This is a genomic window from Acidimicrobiia bacterium (assembly GCA_012959995.1).
Classification (GTDB): domain Bacteria; phylum Actinomycetota; class Acidimicrobiia; order Acidimicrobiales; family MedAcidi-G1; genus MedAcidi-G2B.
On sequence record DUCC01000014.1, the window covers coordinates 84,046 to 104,323 of the forward strand.

Below are 20,278 nucleotides of genomic sequence, written 5' to 3' on the forward strand. Positions count from 1 at the left end.
GTCCGCTTACCGGTGAACTGATTCAAATATCTGGTCAAAACGAGGCCGCAAAATCATGGTGTAAGTATCGGCAATAGCGGTCTCTCGGTGCTCTTTTTGAGCCACCAGTCGGTCAGGGTCAAACACCACCTCCATAAACGCTTTTTTGCTAGGAAAAGCATTAAAGCGAGCCTGATGCCAAGGCCGGCCGTCGCCCACCACCGTGCCTTCCACCCCAAACCAGCCAGAAATATTCAGGCCTTGCTCCGTAGCCACCGGGGATGCTCCATTCTGATATTTGACCATCTCATCATCGGCTTGACCATCATGAAAACGAATCACATGCAACACCACTACCGAAGGGTCTTCTTCGGTCGGCGGGTTAGGTGCATCACTCCAGTTCGGGGTCACTATTGAACCTTGCCTCAGCGTGGGGTCATCAATGGGTTGAAGCCCCAAGACGATGGTTTTTTCCATACCGGCTTCTTTGTGCACATGCTTTTCTTTAAAATCTGGCCGGTCCTGCATCTCAATAAAAGCCCGACGAGTGGGGTAACGAACAAGCGCTACCCGGTCCCATGTTGTTTCGTCACCCAAAAGTTGGGTCTCTACATCAGCAAAAAAGACCACCTCGGCGCCCACCCCGGCCAACGCTTCAAAAGGAGAATAAAGATTGTCGGCTTTTTCTCCACTTATCTCTGTTTGGCGCCCATCGGCATATTCGGCCACCGGACGATACTTCATCAAGTTGAGCATCCACACCGGGCCATCTTCTGGACTGGGCGTAGTAGCCAATCGACGGGTGTAGTTGCTGTCGACTTGTCCGTAACTTGGATTTTCTGCCATAGGCCAACCCTAGACAATCACTTCACGGCCACTAGAGTCCGGCCGATGAAACGCTTTTCTCTTCCTCGGTCGGGTCGCAACCTCGGATTATTAATGGCCGGAACCGGCATGTTTTTAGTTTCTACCGACTCACTGCTGGTACGGGTAGCGCAACCCTCAAGTGGTTGGACCATTTCATTCATGGGCGGCGTGTGGTCAACCCCGATTATCGCTTTCATTGCCCGAAAAAAATATGGCAATCAACTAGTAAACGAAATCCGCAAACACGGGCGTTTGCTCGTGGTTACTGGCCTCTTAAGCGCCCTAAGCACCACCGCTTTCGTGATGGCCGTCACCCTGACCGCCGCAGCCAACGTGGTGGCTATCATCGCCGCCGCACCCATTTTGGCTGCCGTCATTGCCCGCCTCGCCATTAACGAACACGCCAGCGCTCGTACCTGGCGATCAATTGGCCTCACCACAGTGGGCATCGTGGTCATCGTCGGCGGAGCCATGGCTAAAGGAGGGGTCGGCGGGGATCTGCTGGCCCTGGTAGCTATTACCGGTTTCGCCGTGAACCTCACCATCTGGCGCCGCCACCCCAACCTCCCGCGTATTTTGGTAGTACTGGCAGCAGCAGTTTCTACCGCCCTCATCACGGCCATCCCCGCTCAGCCATTTTCCATGGACGTTGAGACGCTATGGGCCACCTTAATCATGGGTGCTTTTTTTGGTCCGCTGGCCCGATTTTTGTTGGCCAGCGCCACCCAACATGCACCGGCCGCGGAAGTCAGCCTCTTTACCCCAGTCGAAACCGTCTGCGCTACCGCATGGGTATGGATTTTCTTCGATGAACCGCCAACCACCACCACGGTGCTCGGTGCATTGGTTGTTATCGCGGCCGTCACCTACGGCATCACCGGCCCCGCCGCCGAAATGGCGCCCGAACCAAACCCCCACCCCTAAACCCAACTTCAGAAATCCAAACTTCAGAAATCCAAACTTCAGAAATCCAAACTTCAGAAATCCAAACTTCAGAAATCCAAACTTCAGAAATCAAGACACGTGGGGTCAGACCCCACGTGTCTTGGTTTCGTTAGAGCTTTGATCAAATACGGGGAGGGTTAAACAGTGCCGCGAGACAAATGGCGGGTGAGAGCGTCTCGAGCAGACGACCCTGGAGCCTGTTCCAAAAGACGAGCCACCGTTTCGCGGCGACCCATAACCGACAACAAGTCGGTAGCTAAAGTGTCGGCCAAACAAAGCAAGTCAAGGCGTGACCCCTCGGTAAGCGGATCAGCGATCAAACCATCAACCACCGGGCCGCAAGCCAACTCGGCTCGCACCAACTTCAATGCAGCATCTTCAAGTTCATCTAAAGCATCTAAAGCCCGCAACACATTGGTGGCCTGATCGTCGCTTAACACCTACAAAGTTTGGACCATCAGCGCCCTTTAAACAGGGATACTTCCCGACTTATGCGCTACGGTCGCTTCTTGTGGAACTCCAACAATTACAAGACCTCATGGAAAACCTTTACGGCGAAGCCGACAGAGATCGCGGCTTAGCCCCCACGGTGGCCTGGCTATGTGAAGAAGTCGGCGAATTGGCCCAAGCAGTGCGCAAAGGAACCCCCGAACAACAACTCCACGAACTGGGCGACGTGTTGGCCTGGGTCGCCAGTTTGGCCAACCAACTTGACCTCTCCTTAGAAGAAGCCCTCCAACGCTACGTCACCAACCCCCCATAAACCCAAAAAGGCCGTTACATGAGGACTGTCCCCAGGTAACGGACTTTTGGATTATTGCGAGCGGCGGGCGATGATCTCTTCGGCTATCTGAATGGTGTTCAGCGCTGCGCCCTTGCGAAGGTTGTCGCCAGACAAAAATAAAGCCAAACCGTTTACTGCTGTTTCGTCATTACGGATACGGCCCACGATGGTCGGGTCAATGCCCGCCGCATCCAACGGAGTCGGCACGTCAGCCAAGGCCACCCCCGGAGCGCTGGCCAACAACTCTGTCGCCCGCTCAGCACCCAACGGCCGAGCGAACCGAGCGTGTATAGATAACGAGTGGCCAGTAAACACCGGTACCCGCACACAAGTACCCGAAACCAAAAGATCCTCAATACCCAAAATACGGCGACTCTCATTGCGAAGCTTTTGTTCCTCATCTGTTTCGCCAGAGCCATCATCAACCAGCGACCCCGCCAACGGAATCACATTAAAAGCAATAGTCCGAGGAAAAGACGACGACGCCGGAAACTCCACCGCACGCCCATCATGAGTAAGCGCCGGAGCATCAGCCAACACGGCCTCCACCTGGGCAGCCAACTCATCAACCCCCGCCAAACCAGCACCGGAGACCGCCTGATAAGTCGCAATCACCAACGAAACCAAACCCGCTTCCGCATGCAACGGAGCCAACACCGGCATCGCCGCCATAGTGGTGCAATTGGGGTTCGCCACAATGCCTTTAGGAATAACATCTAAAGCCTGCGGGTTCACTTCAGGCACCACCAACGGCACCTCTGGGTCGTTACGCCACCCCGACGAATTATCAATCACCGTGATACCGGCCGCCGCCATAACAGGCGAATACTCCAACGAAGCCGTTTTACCGGCACTAGCCAAAGCAATATCAATACCCGACCAATCCGCCGTGGCCACATCTTCGACCACAATCTGGCGGTCGCGCCAAGGCAACACCGTGCCCGCCGACCGGGACGAAGCAAAAAACCTCAAATCCCCTACCGGAAAATCACGAGCCTCCAAAAGGTCGCGGATAACCGAACCGACCTGACCGGTGGCCCCCACAACTGCGACATTTACTGAAAAAGAATCCATGCCACAGCCTACTAACCTTCCTAGGGTTCACCGAAAACATTATTTCGTTACTACTCAATAACCAGCCCAGCAACCGCCGCCAACAAAGGCTGCGCTCCACAACTCTCCTCGGTCCACTCAACCAAAGTGGCTGCCGACGCCGACAAAGTAACGAGATCCGTTTCCGCAAAATCAAAAAGAGCAGCCGCGAGCCAACCCTCCACTTCCACCAAATCGGCTTCCTGGGCTTGGCCGCTGTTTACCGTTTGCACAAGATGCGTATAAAGAGCCGCCACCTGTTGAGCGGCCACCTCAAGTTCTTCAGGCACCTCAGCCGCTACCCACTGCAACAATTTTTCCGTAGCCACCACCGACGCTGCCAACAACGCACCGCTAACTTCCTCATTTTCTAAACCAACCGCGCTAATCGCTGAAGACGCAGTTAGCGACTCTTGGCGTAGACCCGTACAAAACCATAAAGGAACGTCAGGCAGTGGGGCTTGAGAGGCCTCCACCAGCGGGGCAGATTCAAGTAACTCGTCAAAAACAGAAAACACCACCTTGACCGTTTTGCCACAATCAGCCAACAAATACTCCTGCAGCTCCGTACTCGACTGTTGTAAAGATTCACGCTGCGCAGAGACGCTTAAACCAAAATCGCTTAGCCCCGTTAAAACAGCCAAATCAGCAGCATTGTTTTGGGCCGCCTGAGCAAAAAGAACCGCCCCTCTTTGGCTGCTTTCTGCCAGAACCTGTGCACCCCCCGACCAAGGGTCATCCAAAGCCGGGGCCAAAAGTAAAAACCCGCGAGCCGCGGCAAAGAGTTGCCCCGACAACAAAAGTGCCCCTTCGTTTTCTGCACCCTGCAACGTTTCTAACGTCACCTCAGTAGCCGCCTGGGTCACCGCTTGGCACACCGAAGAAAGCTCCCCACCTATCTCAGCCAACAAGTCCTCTACCAGAGTGCAGCGCACCAAATTAGTGAGCAAAGAATCATCCAACTGCCCCACCGAGACCTCTCCGTCGCCCGAAGAAACCAAACCCGCTACCAACAACGTTTCTAACGAAGCAGGCTCGATTCCTTCTAAGAAACACTGCGGCTCGACCTCAAGATCTGCAGCCCCGGCCAGAAAAACCGTAGGCACCAAAGCACAGGTACTTAATGCATCCACCACCAGCGAAGCCTGCGCCGGAGTCGGCCCATCTTGGCCTAAACGAATAACTGTTTCTGGTGTTTCTGAAACCAACAAAGCATCCGCCAAACACCCCAACTCGTCGAACGAGAGGCTGCCCACTATTGGAGTACTGTCCGAAAGATCGCCAGCAAACTGATCACGTAACGCCTCAGGGTTTAGCTCCGGGTCGGAACTTCCACAAGCGCCCGCCACCAAGGCCAACGAAACAACAACAGTAAAAAAGCGGCGCATAAGAGAAGCGTAGAGCCCAAACGGTCTTCCGTCCGGGCAGGGAACTAAACGACTGACAAGCCGAACGCTTCATGGAGAGCACGAACCGCATCCTCAACCCGCGCTTGTTCAACCACGCAACTCACCCGAATAGCCGAAGTGGAAATCATGGCAATATTGATTTCCTCGGCCGCCAGAACCTCAAACATGGTGGCCGCCACCCCAGGGTTAGACCGCATACCGGCACCCACCACGCTCACCCGAGCAATAGCGGAATCCACCAAAATCTCCGAAGCGCCTAACTCGGTAACCAACGCCGCAGCGATTTCTTGAGTCTTTGCTAAATCTTCATGAGGGACAGTAAAGGAAATATCGGTTACCCCCTGGGCCGACACGTTTTGCACGATCATGTCCACGTTTACTTCAAGATCGGACAAAGACCGAAACACTCGGGCCGCTACCCCGGGGTGGTCGGGCAAACCGGCCAAAGTCATTTTTGCTTCCGACATGTCATGGGTGACTGCCGAAACGATTGCTTGTTCCATTTCTGGTTCCTCCTCAGTTACCCACGTTCCCTCTTGCCAAGTGAACGCAGATCGCACGTGTAATCGCACCCCATGGGTACGAGCATATTCAACCGACCGCATCGCAGGTTTTGGACAACCCGTTGCCGTCATTTCTAATAATTCGTCAAATGATACTGTTGGCATCTTACGAGCCGTAGAAACAACACGAGGGTCGGTGGTAAACACTCCGGTCACATCGGTATAAATCTCGCAGGCCTCGGCACCCAAAGCGTGGGCCAAAGCCACTGCCGTGGTATCTGACCCGCCACGCCCTAAAAACGTTACATCGTTATCGGTCGAGACCCCTTGTGACCCACCGACCACCGCTACCCGGCCGTCATCTAATGCATCTTGAATTCGGTCAGGGCGAACCTCTAAAATTTTAGCATTGGTATGGGTGGTGTCGGTCAAAAACCCGGCCTGGCTTCCGGTAAATGAATCGGCCGGTACACCCAGATCATGCAAAGCCATGCACATTAACGCCGTGGCTTTACGTTCACCAGCAGTAATCAACATGTCCATTTCACGGCCCGGATGGGTAGAAGACACATCTTTGGCCAGTCGCAACAGGTCGTCGGTTTCTCTCCCCATGGCCGAAACCACCATGACCACTTGGTTTCCTCGCCGTACCGTGCGCGCCACATGGTCGGCTACCGCTCGAATACGGTCGGCGTCGCCAACGGAAGTACCGCCAAATTTTTGGACCAAAAGAGCCATTCCCCCACGTTACCGTTTCGCAGCAAGGAGACCGGCACGAATTTTGATGCCGGACCTTCCTTAGAGGTTGTTAAGGTGCCAACTCATGGCCAAAAAGAAACACGTTCCTTCAATCTCTCCTCCACCGAATCGGCACTCTTCAACCATTCGCATCACCGGTGCTTTGCTTGCTGCCATCATGATCGGCGGGCTTATTGCCGCCATTGTGGCCAACAGTGGCGGAAGTACTAGCAGCCTTATTCCACAAACCACACTGGCCGCCAGCAGTTGCCCCGCCGAAGACGGCAGCGACGCTCCCCTCATGAGTTTTAGTGCACGCCCCACCTGGTGTTTAGCCAGTGGCTTCGACTACACCGCAGTATTTGATACCACCGAGGGGGAAATCCGGGTCGCCTTAGACATCGACCGCACCCCAGAAACAGTAAATAACTTTGCTGTGTTGACCCGCTACGGCTACTACGACAACACTTCGTTATTTCGCTTTGACCCTTCCATCGCCATCATCCAAGGTGGCTCGCCCCACACCAATGATTGGACCGACCCCGGCCCCGGTTACACCATCCCCGACGAAGGTGGCATGTTCACCTCGATGAGCGACGGGTCTTTACTCGGACCCTTCACCTACCAACCTGGGCAATTAGTTATGGCTCGCTCCGGAGGCCCTAACGCTTCAAGCGCCCAATTCTTTTTCACGACCGGCCCAGAGGTTTCTCTTTTAGACAACCCAGGGACCTACCTCGTGTTTGGCCAAGCCGACGAAGCAGGCCTGGCGGTTCTCCAAGCCATGATGGACCTTTACGTGGTTGACGAAACCTCACCCTATGGTGGCGGACCAAGCCGGTCGGTAGACATCAACTCGGTAACCATTGTCGCCACCACCGGCGACTGATCAAGGTTCAATGCCTACCGAACCGGAGCCCAACACGTGGTTGTTTCCTCCGGCCGATACTGCTGACGAACACGGAATGGTGGCCCTAGGGGCCGACGTTACCCCTGGTACTTTGCTGGCGGCTTATCGCAGTGGATTATTCCCTATGCCCATTGAACCCGGCGGTTTAATGGGTTGGTGGTCACCAAACCCACGAGGTGTTTTACGCCCCGGGCAAATAAAAATAAGTCGTTCACTCCGGCGCTCTGCCCAACACTTTGAAATCCGCGTAAACACGGCCTTCACCGAAGTCATGGGTGCTTGTGCTGACCCGTCTCGACCGCAAGGTTGGATCGATGAACAAATCATGGCCGCTTACCTTGCCTTGCATCGGTTGGGTTGGGCCCACAGCATTGAGGCCTGGGACGAACAAGGCTTAGCGGGTGGCCTTTATGGCATCACCGTTGGCGGCTTGTTTGCCGGCGAATCAATGTTCCATCGGCGGCCCGATGCTTCCAAAGTGGCGCTTATGGGTTTAGTTGAACTCATGTCCCCTCAACCAGAGTGGTTGATTGATGTGCAATGGCTCACTGACCATTTAGCTACTTTGGGTTGCACCGAAATGGCCCGTGACGACTATTTAGCTGTCTTGCCCATGCTGGTTTCTGGCCCTGGGCTTCTTTGGCCAGAAGGGGTTTAAATCTGGTTGGGGGTCTTTGTTTCTACCCACCAACGACCAGAAAAACGCCACGGAGAAGCGGCTTCGGGTATGGTCGGTGGTTTTTCTTCAGGCCAGAGTTCTTGGTAAGCCATAACAATGGCCGTGAGTTCCTCGGGTTCTGCGCCAGGAACTGAAACATGCAGTGGAGGATCAACGGCCATGGTTTAAAGCGGCACGTTGCCGTGTTTACGTTGAGGGGTTTCTACTCGCTTAGTGGCCAAAATTTCTAGGCCAGCGATAAGCCGAAGGCGTGTGGCGGCCGGGTCAATAACTTCGTCAATAAAACCATGTTCGGCAGCCACATAGGGGCTAGCGAATTTTTCGGTGTACTCGTCAACCAACTCGACTCGTCGTGCTTGTGGGTCTTCGGCCGCTTCTATCTCACGGCGGTGAATAATTTCTACCGCCCCTTGAGGCCCCATTACGGCCAGTTCAGCCGTTGGCCAAGCCAGCGAAAGGTCGCAGCCCACCGATTTTGAATCCATCACTACGTAAGCCCCACCGTACGCTTTACGGGTGATGACCTGAATGCGGGGCACGGTGGCTTCGCAATAGGCGTAAAGAAGTTTGGCTCCGTGGCGAATAATGCCGCCGTATTCTTGATCCACCCCGGGCAAAAAGCCGGGCACGTCTACAAAAGTAACCAACGGCAAGTTGAAGGCATCGCAAGTACGCACAAAGCGTGCTGCTTTTTCGGCGGCTTGGATGTCGAGCACCCCAGCCAACACCATGGGTTGGTTGCCGACAATACCCACGCTGCGGCCATCCAGACGGGCAAAACCGCACACAATATTGCCGCCCCATGCGGCATGATATTCCATAAAATCGCCGTCGTCTATCACCGCAGCGATGACCGCTTTCATGTCGTAGGGCTGGTTTGGGGTGTCGGGCATGATGTCTGACAGTTCAGGGCATAACCGTTCAGGGTCATCTTTGGAGGTCTGTAGGGGGGTGAGTTCGAGGTTGTTGGCGGGCAGGTAAGCCAACAAAGTTTTCACTTCATCGAGTACTTCTTCTTCGCTTTCGGCCACAAAGGTTGCTACCCCAGATTTGGTGGAGTGGCTTTGCGCTCCGCCGAGTTCTTCTAAGGTGATTTCTTCGCCGGTTACTGTTTTTACGACATCAGGGCCGGTAATGAACATGTGTGATTTTTCACGAACCATGAAGATGAAGTCGGTCATAGCGGGGCTGTAGACGGCTCCGCCAGCGCATGGGCCAAGCACCACGCTGATTTGAGGAATAACCCCCGAAGATTGGACGTTGCGCCAAAAAATGCCGCCGTACCCGTCGAGGCTGACCACACCTTCTTGGATGCGTGCCCCGGCGCCATCGTTGAGCCCGATCATGGGGGCGCCTACTGATTGGGCGAGGTCCATTACTTTGTGAAGTTTTTGCGCAAAGACTTCGCCCAATGCTCCACCAAATACTGTGAAATCTTGAGAGAAAAGAAAAACTTTGCGTCCGTCTATGGTACCCCAACCGGTGACCACCCCATCGGTGTAGGGGCGTTCTTCGAGGCCGCTATCTAAAGCCCGGTGGCGTACCAGCATGTCGAGTTCGTTAAACGACCCAGGATCAAGCAGGTAGTCAATACGTTCACGGGCCAGCATTTTGCCTTTGTCGTGTTGACGCTGGACCGCTCGTTCTGACCCGGCGTGCAAAGCTTCATCTTTGCGTCGCTCGAGGTCTTCGAGGCGTTCGTTCATGGTGTGTTCAGTCATTGGAACCACAGGTTAGCGAAACCACGGGCTAACCCCGGCGCTTAGCCAAAGCAAACGCTCGTTGAGCGATGCGGGGGGCATCAAGATGAGCACAAATTTGTTCAAAATGTTTTTGTGGGCCAACCCAGCAAAGTTGATCCACGTTGTCCATTACCGGGGCGCTGAGGTCGAGGGTGGCCAGGTGGCGGTAAAGAAATACTTCTTCTTGTTGGTCGGCCAAAGTGGCGGCCAGTTTGGCGGCGCTGCGCACGGCGACTGCCCAATTTTCATGATGAGCAGGAATGTTTTCGAGGTGCCGGTAGTGGGCCAACAGGGTTGACGAAGATTTTGCTCCCCACCCAGCCAGCCCAGGAATACCATCGGCGGTGTCGCCTACTAAAGCAAGGTAGTCGGGGATGGATTCTGGGCTGATCCCAAATTTTTCTTGCACCCCTGCTTGGTCGTAAATAATTTCTCGTCGGCGATCAAACTGCACAATATTTTTTTCGTCGTTTACTACCTGGGCCAGGTCTTTGTCGGGGGTGCAAATCAATACTTGGTTTACCCGAGGGTCGGTGGCTGCTTTAACTGCGGCGGCCCCCATGGCGTCGTCCGCTTCGTGGTTGACCATAGAAAACACGGTGAACCCCGCTGCTTCTAACGCCGCATCAAGCAAAGGAAACTGCGAAAAAAGTTCCGGCGGAGTCCCTTCACCTGTTTTATACCCCTCAAAAAGCTGATTCCGGAAAGATTCCACTACCTGGTCGGTTGCTACCCCCACGTGGGTAGCGCCTTGGTCTAAAAGGTTCATCATGGAGCCCAACACCCCTCTTGCTGCAGCCACTTCGACCCCTTCACCGGTCACGTGAGAGGGCAAAGCAAAGTGGTGGCGAAAAAGCTCGTACGTTCCGTCAACGAGGTGAACGTCCATCAGTCTTGCGCTTTTTCTTGCACCAGTTCGATGAGGGTGCCAAAAGAACCTTTGGGATGCACAAAGGCCACGGTGGTGCCACGAGAACCAGGGCGAGGGATCTGGTCAATGGCTCGGCCGCCGGCCGCTACCACCGCCTCAAGAGCAGCGGCACAATCATCAACGCGGTAACCGATGTGGTGCATACCTTCGCCGTGGCGTTCCAAAAAGGTTGAAATCGGTGAATCGGGGCGGGTGCCGGTGGTCAGTTGAAGATACGACTCGCCGACCTGGAGCAGGGCTTCTTCTACGCCGTCTCGCTCTACGGTTTCTCGATGGGCTACTTCTGCCCCAAAAGCGGTGCGGTAATAGTCAATAGCTTTTTCAAGGTCGTGAACAGCGATGGCCACATGATCAATTTGGGTTAACAGCATCGAATTATTTCTCCAATCTGAGGCTTTTGTTACGAAAGTTTAATTCTGGCTATTTTGGCATGATTTTGCAAAGAGCTCAAAACGATGCCCCCTACCTGCAGTTTTATCATTTTAAGCCTTGAAAATAAAGGGTAAAAAAATAATTTGGCCCCTGACTTGTCATGAAGCTGTCAAAGTTGTAATGTAATTGCAACATGTTGGGTCCCCCTCCTCCCAACTCAGAGAGCGCCTTCGACACCGACCCAGCAGCGGTTCTCGAAGGCGCTTTCTCTCGTCTTGACATGGGTCAAGCCCCGCCGAGGCGTTGGCGGCCCTCTAAGGCCCGTCCCAAAGTAAGTTCGTCGGCGTATTCCAAGTCGCCGCCCACCGGCAACCCGCTGGCCACTTTGGTAACCAGCACCCCAAGGGGTTCAAGCAATCGGGCCAAATACATCGCGGTGGCTTCGCCTTCGATATTGGGGTTGGTAGCCAAAATCACTTCGGTGACTTCTTCAGGGTCTAAGCGAGCCAAAAGTTCTGAAATGTGCAACTGGTCGGGGCCCACCCCTTCAATGGGGCTAATGGCTCCCCCCAGTACGTGATACCGACCCCGAAACTCACCGGTTCGTTCTACAGCCACAATGTCGCGTGCGTCTTCGACCACGCAAATTATTCCGGCCTCTCGGCGACTATCGGCGCATACTGTGCACAGTTCATTTTCAGAAATGTTAAAACAGCGAAGGCAAAAACGAACTTTTCTTTTCATTTCGGTAAGGGCGGTGGTTAAACGCTCAACGTCTTCGACGGGTAACTTCATGAGATGAAAGGCCAAGCGTTGCGCCGATTTTGGGCCAACGCCCGGTAAACGCCCGAGTTCGTCAATTGCGTCTTGAACTGCGTCGGCGTACATCGGTCAATTACTCGCCGTCAACGACTTCAGCACCAGGAAAAGCCTGGGTGACTCGGTCTACCGCAGAGCCTTCATCGGGAGAAGCATCGGTTAACTCCGTGAGGTCGGTGGCAGCATCTTCGTCATCTTTTACTTTTTGCGTTTGTACTTCTTTTTCTGGCGACGGAGGGGGCGGTGACGCTGCCGCTTTTACTACCAAACGAACTTTAATTTCCGTAGAAAAATGGTGAGATAATGCGGCTTCTGCTTCGGGGATCAACTCTTCGCAGCGCGCTCGGTGCGGTTCGTTTGGTAACCCCATGACCACGGTGTTTCCCTCGCACTCCACAAGCTGCACCGCCGACAAGCGCGCCCGTGCTCTTTTAGATAACCCACTCAAAAGGGTGGTTTGCCAGACTTCAACCAGCGAGGAGAGGTCAGGCATTTCTCCTCCGGTAGGAGCGCTCGGCGCAGACACCTCTGCAGGTTTTTCTGGTTCCGCAGCGGCAACTTTTTTAGGTTCAGGAGTCGACTCTGGTGTTTTTTGTGGCTTTGCTGCGCCACCCGCTCGTTGGGCCAATATTTCTCGAGCACGTGCTCCGGGGCCTTTTGGTGATGGGGCAAGGGCGGCCGTTGTGGCGGCCGCTCCCCCAGCCGCTAACGCCGCTTCAAGTTGCGCCACCCGCTTGGTAAGCGCATCAACCGCTCCTTTGTCGGTAGCGGTGATTTCTGCGCTGCGGGTCAAACGCACCAAAGCTACTTCTAAATCGACTCGAGGGTCAGGGGCTCGCCGCATGTCTATAAGGGCCACACCGATGGTTTCTAAAGCTCGGGTAATGCTGGCTGGGGTTACCTGGTTTACAAAGGTTTCCGCCCGGACACGATCTGCATCGGCGAGTTGTTCGCTGGGCACCCCCATAGCCACCAAAAAGGCGTCACGTAAAGCAGCCAAAAGTGACTCACCCAAAACCCGAGGTTCACGGCCCTGAGAAATACCGGACCCCAAAGCACCAAGGGCTTTCGCCGTGTCGTTTTGAGCCAAGGCGGCTAAGAGTTCTTCTACCGTGGTGTCATCGCTGGCCATGCCGCCCGCCACCACACGGTCGAGGGCCGACAACGTATCGCGGGCCGACCCACGCCCCGACCGCACCGCATGGGCCATGCCTTCAGCGGTTACGTCAAGGCCAGCATCGGCCGCTACATCAGCGACCAACGATTCAAGATCTTCTACCGGCAACAACTTGAGTTCAAGGTGCTGCGATCGGCTACGAACGGTTTCGACCACTTTGTGCGGTTCGGTGGTGGCCAACACGAAGACCACATGCTCGGGGGGCTCCTCGAGGGTTTTTAGCAAAGCATTCTCGGCTCCCGAAGTGAGCATGTGTACCTCGTCAAGCAAATACACCTTGGTGCGTCCCGGCGTACCTAAAGCAACTTTGGATAACAAGTCACGCATATCGTCGACCTTGTTGTTGGAGGCCGCATCAAGCTCGTGCAAGTCAAACGAGGTGCCGGCTTCCATGGCCACACAGGAGTCGCAGGCACAGCATGGTTCCCCTTCTTGAGGGTCGGTGCAGTTCAACACTTTGGCCAAAATGCGTGCCGCCGTGGTTTTACCGGTGCCACGGGGCCCGCTGAGCAAGTAGGCGTGCTGCACCCGGTTGTTCTCTACCGCATTGCGTAAAGCCGCCACCACGTGTTCTTGACCGCGTATTTCAGAAAAACGACGAGGCCGGTAACGGCGATAAAGGGAGGCGTACTGCATACCTGATCACCCTACCCTTTTGGGGTGACCGGCATTGGCTTCACAACCGGAACCCCAAAGGGTTTTGGCGGATGGGGTGGGATTCGAACCCACGGTGACCGCAAGGCCACACACGCTTTCCAAGCGTGCCGATTCGGCCGCTCTCGCACCCATCCAAGTTTCACCCGTAGGCGAGACCGAACGCTAAGGGTATCGTTACCGGACACCCGTTTTGTGGTGTGGCGGTCGGGTCCTGTGCGACCAGAGCCCGTGAATCGAGTCAGGGCCGGAAGGCAGCAGCTCTCAGCGGAACCTCTGGGGTGCCGCAGATCACCTGGCCGCCACTCCCCAGAACGGGTGTCGTTCTTTTTGGGCCTAACCTGCGCAAGGTGAACGACCATCAGTTAATGACCGCCGCCCTTGAACAAGCCCAAAAAGCTTTGGCGGCCGGCGAGGTTCCTATTGGCGCGGTGGTGGCCGTTGACGGTGAAATTATTGGTACCGGCCATAACGAACGGCAAGCCAGCAACGACCCCACTGCTCACGCCGAGGTGCTGGCTCTTCGCCAAGCCGCCCAACATCAAGGGGATTGGCGTTTAGCGGACGCCATCTTGGTGGTTACTTTGGAGCCCTGCCCTATGTGTGCCGGGGCGGCCTGGGCATCACGCATAGGTCGAGTGGTCTTTGGGGCCGCCAACATGGAGGCCGGATCTTTAGGTTCGCTGCTTCATGTGGGGGCCGACCCGCGGCTAAATCACGAATTTCCGGTAACCGGCGGGGTGCAAGCCGAAGCCTGTACTGCGCTGCTGGATACTTTCTTTAATCAACTACGCCAGCCTTAACCGTTGGGCACTGCGCCCAACGTGGCTAGCCTCGCTGGTGGAAGGTTGCCAGAGCGGACGAATGGGGCAGTCTCGAAAACTGTTGTGGCCTTAGGGTCACCATGGGTTCAAATCCCATACCTTCCGCCAGGGTTATCGAACGGTCTCGGGGTAAAAGCCGAGGCCGTTTGGCGTTAACCCTCTGAACGGTACGCCGTGGCTTGTGGTTTAACTGGGCGAGCAAACCAAAGGGGTCGCCTCAACCCGTCGGGGCCCGGCCCGGGACGAGTTTTGGCCATCCATTCTTCGTAGATGGCGTGTGATGCGTCGGTATCGACCACCACATCACCATATTCGTCGCCTGGTTGAGCGGGCCCAACGGTGACTCGTTGCAGCCAACAATGCATGCCACTAACAGGGTCAGGTTGCACCGGGAAGGTCAAATTTTGATGTACCCCGGTATCGGACCACCAGATGCGGCCAGTGTCGGGTTCGTTGCTGTCATAAGGCTCGTTGCCGTGTTGGCGCCGTAAACGCCACCGGCCGTCATCATCTTGGTCGATGCTGGCTTTTCCTGCTCCCCAAGAACGGGCTTTGTCTTCGTCGAGGCGCCAACGCCCCATGTGGTGGCTGGCGGCAACTACGCCCGGGCGAATGCCTTCGGTACGCCATGCGCTAATAACAAAGTGGCCGATGCGAGTGGTGATACGCACCAAACCGTTTTCTTCGATGCTGAGCTTTTCGGCATCGCTGGGGTGTAGCCACAACGGGTGGCGGTGGCTGATTTCGTTGAGCCATTGCGAGTTGCCGCTGCGCGTGTGAATAAGCGTAGGGATACGAAAGGTGGGCACCAATATGCGTTCCCCGGCGGTGAAGTCCAGGTCTTGCCAGTGCACTTGGCTTTTAATAAAGGTCGGGGTGGAATATTCTGGCCAGCCCCAGTCCCGCATGGTTTCCGAAAAGAACTCCAGTTTTTTCGATGGAGTGGGAAAACCAAATTTAGCTTCTCCTTCAATGTCTACCGCCGGCGAACCATCGCCGATAAAGGGCATGTGGCCTTGAATGTCTTCGAGGTTTTCGTAGGACCCAGCGGTGCCGGGTTTACGCCATACTCCTGCGTCATCTTTTTCGGCGCCCGCTAAATCTGCGTCAGCGACCGCCCGCTCGTACACCTTGTATTGGTCTCCGTCGAGGGCGAAAGCCCCTTTGGTGCGCATGTACTCCAAAGCGGTCATGCCTTCGGCTTCGGCTGCTTCGGGTAAACCCGGCACCGATTTTTCGAACAACATGGTGTAGTACTCGTCCATGGTTAATGGTTGGCCCGGGTTGTCGGGGCTTTCGAACTGTTGGCGAATACCTAACGAACCATCAGGATCAATGCGCCAAGACAGGTCAATCCAAAATTCTTGTTCTTCCCACACTTCACCCGGGTTGGTTTCGTGGGTGCGTTCAACTTTTTGGCCTTCCAGCTCGGCGTGACGGCGCATAACGGGTTGGCGAAACCCAATCCACCGGCCGTTGTGCGTTTCGAAACTCGAGACATCATGGCGTTCGGATGCGATACCCATGGGCAGCACGTAGTCGGCGAACCAAGCCGATTCGTTCCAGGTAGGGGTGAGGGCAATATGGCAGCCGACTTTTTCTGGGTCAGAAAGCACTTCAAGCCAAGTAAACCCATCGGGGTTGGTCCAAATAGGGTTATAGACCCGAGAGAAATACGTGTCGATGTAGCCGCGGCCGCTCTTTAAAAAGTGAGGCAACAAGATAGACATTTCGTGGTGAGCCAAGGGGTACTCGGCCGGCCAGGTCAGATCGTTCCATTCGCCTTGGGGCTCGGGGTGAATGGGGGTTACGGGTATGAACTTGTTCCAACCGTTGGCGTTGGTTCCGCCTTCGGTGCCCACGCTGCCTGTCAAAACATTAAGGAACTGTAAGCAGCGTGATACTTGCCAACCGCCTTCGTTGCCGGCTGAAGCGGCCCGCCAGGTGTGCGAGGCGAAACCTCCTAAGCCTTCACCGATCACCCGAGCCACCTCACGGAGTTGGTCTTCGTCAATGCCGCACATTTCGGCGGCCGCTGCGGGGGTGTACTCGGCGTAAAGCTCTAAAAGCGCTGGGCCGACGTTGCTGAACACCGGTTCAAGATCAGGACGCGCTGCAGTCAGAAAGGTTTCCCAGTTGACCCAACGCTCAAAAAACTCTTGGTCCCAGGTGTTGTTTTCTATAAGCATCCGGGCAATAGCGAGCAGCAAGAATGCTTCGGTGCCTGGCCAGGCCGAGAACCAGTGGTCGGCGTGGGAGGCGGTGTTAGACAACCGAGGGTCAATACAGATAATGGTGGCCCCGGCTTCTTTGCCTTCCATGATGCGTTGGGCGTGGGGGTTGAAGTAGTGGCCTGCTTCAAGGTGGGAGGAAATAAGAAAGATCACCTTGGCGTTAGCGAAATCGGCAGATGGCCGGTCGAAGCCCATCCATGTGGCGTAGCCCACTCGGGCCCCGCTCGAACAAATATTGGTGTGGCTGTTATGGCCGTCAATGCCCCACGAGTGTAAGACCCGTTCCATGTAACTGTCGTCGCCCATGCGCCCCACGTGGTACATGACCTCGTGTTTGCGTTCTTCCCGAAAAGCCTTGCCAATGCGTTCGCCTATTTCGTCTAGGGCTTGGTCCCAGGTGATCTGTTCCCAGAGGCCCTCACCTCGTGCCCCGACCCGTTTCATGGGGTGCAAAATGCGTTCAGGGTCTTCGACCTGGTTAATGGTGGCTGGGCCTTTGGCGCAGTTACGCCCCCTGCTAGCCGGGTGTACTGGGTTGCCTTCGAATTTGGCGATCTTGCCGGAGTCTTTATCTACCCATGCCAAAAGGCCACAGGTTGCTTCGCAATTGAAACAAGTGGTGGGTACTAAACGAAACTTTCGTTTAACTTTTTCTGGCCACGACTTAGCATCGAGAGCTTCGAAGTCGTCCCATTGTTCTTCGGGTGGGTAACTCTGCAGTATGGGGGTTTCCTCTGTCATGACCTATTCTTCCTCACGATAGGGGAACCGATTGCCCGGCTCGAACATAAGCGTTTTCGTAAGCTAGTAAGCCGCCAAGGGCAGAAACGCCAGCCAAAGCAGCGGGGATAGTGCCGTTGTCGCCCAGCAATAGCGCCACCAAAAGTAGTGCAAACGGGGCGGCTATTCCGGCGAAAACCCAGATTTTAAACAGCCTTTGTTGACCACCTTGGATGAGGTCGGCTATTGCCATGGTGACATGTCGGCTGTGTTTGCCGCGTGTCTCAACGGCCACCAAGAGAGCGTTGGCGACCAGACCAGCCAAGAACACCCACTGCAGGATTGCCGCTTCGGGTACATCCATAACTAAAGCCATCAGCGTGTAGGCGGCTCCCCCGCCTACCACGGTTTGCCACAACAAGATAGGCAACAAGATGGGTTCTTGCCAAAGGTCGCGGCCTTCGCATTGGCCAAACAGGTAAGCGGTGTAGCCGGCGGTGGCTAAAGCCAGCAGCACGGTGGGGGCTACCAGCCAAGGAAGCGCACTCCCCGTGTCGGTGAGACCAACGACCCACCATGCAGCGGTAAGGGCAGCGAACCCACCCAAAATGTAAGCCCCCTTAACCAGCCAAGATTCCCAGTTGCCGCGGGTAATGAGATAGTAGAAACGCCCGGGTTGTTTAAGGTCAGCAACCAGTAAGACTCCGGTCAAGGCCAGCAAGGCGCCGGCCAACATGGGGGGAACTACCCCGACTACTGCTTGGCTGTCGCCGTGACCCAGCACGGTCAGCAAGGCGGCCATCATCATGGTTCCGGCAGCTACTGCTTTGGTGACGAGGTAGCCCGCTACTTTGTTTCCCCAAGTGAGCGAGTGGGCGGTGGTGTAAGTGGTGCGGGCCATTTCTTGGCCATCGTCTCGTTGCGGAGCGGCCCCTAAAGCCACCGGAGTGGCGGTGGGGTGCGCCGGGGTGGTATCAGCCCAAATCATTCCGTCGTTGGCAATAAAGGAGGCCAACGGGTCAAGGGAAGCCGGGTTGGCGTTTTTGTAAATTACCCGCGGGTTGGTGTTTTGTTCAGGGGATCGCACCAGGCCTTCGCCGGAAGCATGCAGTTGCGCGAGTTCTGAGTTGGGGTCGTCAAGGTCGCCTACTCGGATGGCTTGGGTGGGGCACACCACCACGCAGGCTGGTTCTAAACCTTCGGTTACCCGGTGGTTGCAGAAGTTGCATTTGTGGGCCGTCATGGTTTCGGGGTGGATGTAAAGCGCATCGTAGGGGCAAGCATTCATGCACGATTTACAGCCGATGCAGTTGTCATCGTCAAAGTCGACCACGCCGTTGTCGGCTCGAAAGAGCGCATTGGTAGGGCAAATAGACATACACGGGGCGTCTTCGCAGTGGTTGCACCGCATGACCGAAAAATGCCGGTCAGTTTGCGGGTGGCTGCCGGTTTCAACATATTTCAGCCAGGTGCGGTTTACTCCCAGAGGTACTTCGTGTTCGCTTTTACACACCACAGTGCAGGCATGGCAACCAATGCAACTGCCAGAGTCAAGAACAAAACCGAGTCGTGTCATAAGAAATCTTAAACACTCACTGGTTGCTGCGGGGAGGTTTCGAGTCGTGAAATACCGGCGCACAAGAGATCTAAAAGATGGTCAAAACTGTCATCAAGGTTTTGGGGGTGGGGGTGGCCGTCACCGGATTCCAAGTGGGAGAATCCATGAAAAGCACTGCGTAGCGACCGGGCCGCATGAACACGCTGATCGTCGCCGAGTTTGTAAGCCACTAAAGCTTGGCTTAATACTTTGACCACTCGTTCAACAGCCTCTTCGAGTTCGGGGTCGTTGGCACAGGGGTAGCGATCGGTGGCCGCATAAAGCCCTGGGTGGTCTTTTACCATTTGCCGCCAGGCAGCACCCATGGCCCGCACGGCGTCATCGCCGGCTAAGCCCACTGCGGCGTCAGTTAACCGGTGGGCCAATATTTCTCGGGCTCGTAGTCCGAGAGCTCGAAGTAACCCGTCGAACCCGTCGACGTGGCGGTAAAGCGCTGGTTGCCTTACCCCGAGTTGTGTGGCTACCCGGGTCAGGGTGACTGAATCAAGCCCTTCTTGGTCGGCCAAAGTGGCCGCTTGGTCAATGACTTGTTTGCTATCTAAGGTCCGCCTGCTCATAGCTTCACCTTAGCGTTAGAAGCAATAACTTTCCAGTTAGAGGGCGCGCTCTTACCAAACAACAAGGAACGCTCCCCCGGCCACCAACGCCGCTCCCCACCAGGCCCGCCGACCCAAAGCTTCGCCAGCTAAGAAAACACCCAACAAAATAGAAACCTGACGTAAACCTGCGACCTGCCCAGCTTGGGCTCGTTGGAAAGCCAACAAAATCAAACCGTAGGCTCCGCCTTGGCCGACCCCGATCAACAACCCTGGAGCAAAAGCCTTACGCAAACGAACTACCGATGGCCGACGCAAAACCAAAACCACCAAAGCGCTCGCCACCATGATGACCGACAAATACCCCAAGGGGTGGGTGCGGTCCACCGCTTCGGCATCCAATAGCGAATACCCCACGGTGGCTAAACCACTTACCAAAGCCATGGCTACCGCACGACGTTCAGCCAAACGCCACCCCACACCAGCGAGCAACAACAAGCCCACCACTAACACCAACAAACCAGCCGCCGTAAACGCCGATGGTGTTTCGCCAAGAAACATCCACCCGCCGGCCCCCACTAACAAAGGAGCGGTACCTCGAGAAATAGGGTAAGCCACCCCCAAACTGCCTTCGTTGTACGCCGAGCCCAACATCCATTGATAGATAGATTGTGCAACTATCGAAGCCAGAACAAACCACCACACTCCGCTAGGCGGGTTGGTGACGGCCACCGGCAAAAGAACC

At 55.5% G+C, this 20,278-nt stretch carries 19 protein-coding genes, 2 tRNA genes and 1 other RNA gene; 7 read left to right on the forward strand and 15 right to left on the reverse strand.

All coding sequences use genetic code 11. From position 1 onward, the window contains the following. Window positions 1-6: 6 nt before the first annotated feature. Window positions 7-456 (reverse strand): hypothetical protein, encoded by a 450-nt coding sequence (locus EYQ49_04430; GenBank protein ID HIG25130.1) that lies wholly within the window; start codon window positions 454-456, stop codon window positions 7-9. An 18-nt stretch (window positions 457-474) separates the two neighbouring features. Here EYQ49_04430 and EYQ49_04435 point away from each other — a divergent pair, with 18 nt between their 5' ends. Continuing rightward, entirely contained in the window at window positions 475-1,770 is a 1,296-nt protein-coding gene (locus EYQ49_04435; GenBank protein HIG25131.1) for a DMT family transporter, read from the forward strand. Window positions 1,771-1,928: 158 nt separating this feature from the next. Here EYQ49_04435 and EYQ49_04440 read toward each other — a convergent pair whose 3' ends face one another. Beyond that, complete coding sequence (locus EYQ49_04440) at window positions 1,929-2,231, reverse strand: hypothetical protein (protein ID HIG25132.1); 303 nt, start codon at window positions 2,229-2,231, stop codon at window positions 1,929-1,931. Window positions 2,232-2,302: 71 nt separating this feature from the next. Between EYQ49_04440 and EYQ49_04445 the strand changes: the two genes are divergently transcribed. Then, window positions 2,303-2,554, forward strand: a complete 252-nt coding sequence (locus tag EYQ49_04445; protein ID HIG25133.1) for a pyrophosphohydrolase — start codon at window positions 2,303-2,305, stop codon at window positions 2,552-2,554. 51 nt (window positions 2,555-2,605) lie between these two features. On the opposite strand, the gene EYQ49_04450 is transcribed toward EYQ49_04445, so the two are convergent. Genes EYQ49_04450 through EYQ49_04460 form a run of 3 tightly spaced genes read right to left on the reverse strand, consistent with a single transcriptional unit; the run spans window position 2,606 to window position 6,317 of the window. Beyond that, a complete protein-coding gene (locus EYQ49_04450; GenBank protein HIG25134.1) occupies window positions 2,606-3,649 on the reverse strand; it encodes an aspartate-semialdehyde dehydrogenase in 1,044 nt (347 codons plus the stop codon). Between the two features lie 50 nt (window positions 3,650-3,699). Then, window positions 3,700-5,055, reverse strand: coding sequence for a hypothetical protein (locus EYQ49_04455; GenBank protein ID HIG25135.1), 1,356 nt, complete (start codon window positions 5,053-5,055; stop codon window positions 3,700-3,702). A 44-nt stretch (window positions 5,056-5,099) separates the two neighbouring features. Then, complete coding sequence (locus tag EYQ49_04460) at window positions 5,100-6,317, reverse strand: aspartate kinase (protein ID HIG25136.1); 1,218 nt, start codon at window positions 6,315-6,317, stop codon at window positions 5,100-5,102. 85 nt (window positions 6,318-6,402) lie between these two features. On the opposite strand from EYQ49_04460, the gene EYQ49_04465 reads away from it, so the two are divergent. Together EYQ49_04465 and EYQ49_04470 are read left to right on the forward strand one after the other, a co-directional pair. Beyond that, the gene (locus tag EYQ49_04465) at window positions 6,403-7,206 is read left to right on the forward strand and encodes a peptidylprolyl isomerase (GenBank protein HIG25137.1); all 804 of its coding nucleotides are present in this window, start codon (window positions 6,403-6,405) and stop codon (window positions 7,204-7,206) included. A 10-nt stretch (window positions 7,207-7,216) separates the two neighbouring features. Beyond that, the gene (locus EYQ49_04470) at window positions 7,217-7,885 is read left to right on the forward strand and encodes a leucyl/phenylalanyl-tRNA--protein transferase (protein HIG25138.1); all 669 of its coding nucleotides are present in this window, start codon (window positions 7,217-7,219) and stop codon (window positions 7,883-7,885) included. On the opposite strand, the gene EYQ49_04475 is transcribed toward EYQ49_04470, so the two are convergent. The 7 genes from EYQ49_04475 to EYQ49_04505 form a co-directional block, all read right to left on the reverse strand. Beyond that, on the reverse strand, window positions 7,882-8,067 hold the full coding sequence (locus tag EYQ49_04475) for a hypothetical protein (protein HIG25139.1): 186 nt from the start codon (window positions 8,065-8,067) through the stop codon (window positions 7,882-7,884). The two genes, EYQ49_04470 and EYQ49_04475, sit on opposite strands and share 4 nt — an antisense overlap. Window positions 8,068-8,070: 3 nt before the next feature. Further along, entirely contained in the window at window positions 8,071-9,612 is a 1,542-nt protein-coding gene (locus EYQ49_04480; protein HIG25140.1) for an acyl-CoA carboxylase subunit beta, read from the reverse strand. Between the two features lie 43 nt (window positions 9,613-9,655). Further along, complete coding sequence (locus EYQ49_04485) at window positions 9,656-10,537, reverse strand: flap endonuclease (protein HIG25141.1); 882 nt, start codon at window positions 10,535-10,537, stop codon at window positions 9,656-9,658. Continuing rightward, complete coding sequence (gene mce, locus EYQ49_04490; protein HIG25142.1) at window positions 10,537-10,947, reverse strand: methylmalonyl-CoA epimerase; 411 nt, start codon at window positions 10,945-10,947, stop codon at window positions 10,537-10,539. Before mce ends, EYQ49_04485 begins: the two co-directional genes overlap by 1 nt. Window positions 10,948-11,236: 289 nt before the next feature. Then, on the reverse strand, window positions 11,237-11,839 hold the full coding sequence (recR, locus tag EYQ49_04495) for a recombination protein RecR (GenBank protein HIG25143.1): 603 nt from the start codon (window positions 11,837-11,839) through the stop codon (window positions 11,237-11,239). A 7-nt stretch (window positions 11,840-11,846) separates the two neighbouring features. Next, entirely contained in the window at window positions 11,847-13,583 is a 1,737-nt protein-coding gene (gene dnaX / locus EYQ49_04500) for a DNA polymerase III subunit gamma/tau (GenBank protein ID HIG25144.1), read from the reverse strand. A gap of 65 nt (window positions 13,584-13,648) precedes the next feature. Continuing rightward, a tRNA-Ser gene (locus EYQ49_04505) sits at window positions 13,649-13,738 on the reverse strand. Between the two features lie 68 nt (window positions 13,739-13,806). Between EYQ49_04505 and ffs the strand changes: the two genes are divergently transcribed. The 3 genes from ffs to EYQ49_04520 all read left to right on the forward strand — a co-directional run bounded on the left by ffs (window position 13,807) and on the right by EYQ49_04520 (window position 14,533). Beyond that, window positions 13,807-13,905, forward strand: an RNA gene (gene ffs / locus EYQ49_04510) — signal recognition particle sRNA small type. 64 nt (window positions 13,906-13,969) lie between these two features. Beyond that, a complete protein-coding gene (locus tag EYQ49_04515; GenBank protein HIG25145.1) occupies window positions 13,970-14,404 on the forward strand; it encodes a nucleoside deaminase in 435 nt (144 codons plus the stop codon). A 39-nt stretch (window positions 14,405-14,443) separates the two neighbouring features. Continuing rightward, window positions 14,444-14,533, forward strand: a tRNA-Ser gene (locus EYQ49_04520). Window positions 14,534-14,577: 44 nt separating this feature from the next. Here the strand turns inward: EYQ49_04520 and EYQ49_04525 are convergent. Genes EYQ49_04525 through EYQ49_04535 form a run of 3 tightly spaced genes read right to left on the reverse strand, consistent with a single transcriptional unit; the run spans window position 14,578 to window position 19,554 of the window. Continuing rightward, window positions 14,578-17,400, reverse strand: coding sequence for a formate dehydrogenase (locus tag EYQ49_04525; protein HIG25146.1), 2,823 nt, complete (start codon window positions 17,398-17,400; stop codon window positions 14,578-14,580). A gap of 13 nt (window positions 17,401-17,413) precedes the next feature. Beyond that, entirely contained in the window at window positions 17,414-18,955 is a 1,542-nt protein-coding gene (locus EYQ49_04530; GenBank protein HIG25147.1) for a ferredoxin, read from the reverse strand. A gap of 8 nt (window positions 18,956-18,963) precedes the next feature. After that, a complete protein-coding gene (locus EYQ49_04535) occupies window positions 18,964-19,554 on the reverse strand; it encodes a TetR/AcrR family transcriptional regulator (GenBank protein HIG25148.1) in 591 nt (196 codons plus the stop codon). Between the last annotated feature and the right edge of the window lie 724 nt (window positions 19,555-20,278).

What these genes read in the sequence shown, in the direction of transcription:
- EYQ49_04460 (HIG25136.1), bottom strand. Translation starts at nt 6,317, where the DNA reads ATGGCTCTTTTGGTCCAAAAATTTGGCGGTACTTCCGTTGGCGACGCC.
- recR (HIG25143.1), bottom strand. Translation starts at nt 11,839, where the DNA reads ATGTACGCCGACGCAGTTCAAGACGCAATTGACGAACTCGGGCGTTTA.
- EYQ49_04480 (HIG25140.1), bottom strand. Translation starts at nt 9,612, where the DNA reads ATGAACGAACGCCTCGAAGACCTCGAGCGACGCAAAGATGAAGCTTTG.
- EYQ49_04535 (HIG25148.1), bottom strand. Translation starts at nt 19,554, where the DNA reads ATGAGCAGGCGGACCTTAGATAGCAAACAAGTCATTGACCAAGCGGCC.
- EYQ49_04475 (HIG25139.1), bottom strand. Translation starts at nt 8,067, where the DNA reads ATGGCCGTTGATCCTCCACTGCATGTTTCAGTTCCTGGCGCAGAACCC.
- EYQ49_04465 (HIG25137.1), top strand. Translation starts at nt 6,403, where the DNA reads ATGGCCAAAAAGAAACACGTTCCTTCAATCTCTCCTCCACCGAATCGG.
- EYQ49_04525 (HIG25146.1), bottom strand. Translation starts at nt 17,400, where the DNA reads ATGACAGAGGAAACCCCCATACTGCAGAGTTACCCACCCGAAGAACAA.
- EYQ49_04530 (HIG25147.1), bottom strand. Translation starts at nt 18,955, where the DNA reads ATGACACGACTCGGTTTTGTTCTTGACTCTGGCAGTTGCATTGGTTGC.
- EYQ49_04430 (HIG25130.1), bottom strand. Translation starts at nt 456, where the DNA reads ATGGAAAAAACCATCGTCTTGGGGCTTCAACCCATTGATGACCCCACG.
- EYQ49_04515 (HIG25145.1), top strand. Translation starts at nt 13,970, where the DNA reads ATGACCGCCGCCCTTGAACAAGCCCAAAAAGCTTTGGCGGCCGGCGAG.
- EYQ49_04470 (HIG25138.1), top strand. Translation starts at nt 7,217, where the DNA reads ATGCCTACCGAACCGGAGCCCAACACGTGGTTGTTTCCTCCGGCCGAT.
- EYQ49_04450 (HIG25134.1), bottom strand. Translation starts at nt 3,649, where the DNA reads ATGGATTCTTTTTCAGTAAATGTCGCAGTTGTGGGGGCCACCGGTCAG.
- dnaX (HIG25144.1), bottom strand. Translation starts at nt 13,583, where the DNA reads ATGCAGTACGCCTCCCTTTATCGCCGTTACCGGCCTCGTCGTTTTTCT.
- EYQ49_04435 (HIG25131.1), top strand. Translation starts at nt 475, where the DNA reads ATGCTTTTCTTTAAAATCTGGCCGGTCCTGCATCTCAATAAAAGCCCG.
- EYQ49_04455 (HIG25135.1), bottom strand. Translation starts at nt 5,055, where the DNA reads ATGCGCCGCTTTTTTACTGTTGTTGTTTCGTTGGCCTTGGTGGCGGGC.
- EYQ49_04485 (HIG25141.1), bottom strand. Translation starts at nt 10,537, where the DNA reads ATGGACGTTCACCTCGTTGACGGAACGTACGAGCTTTTTCGCCACCAC.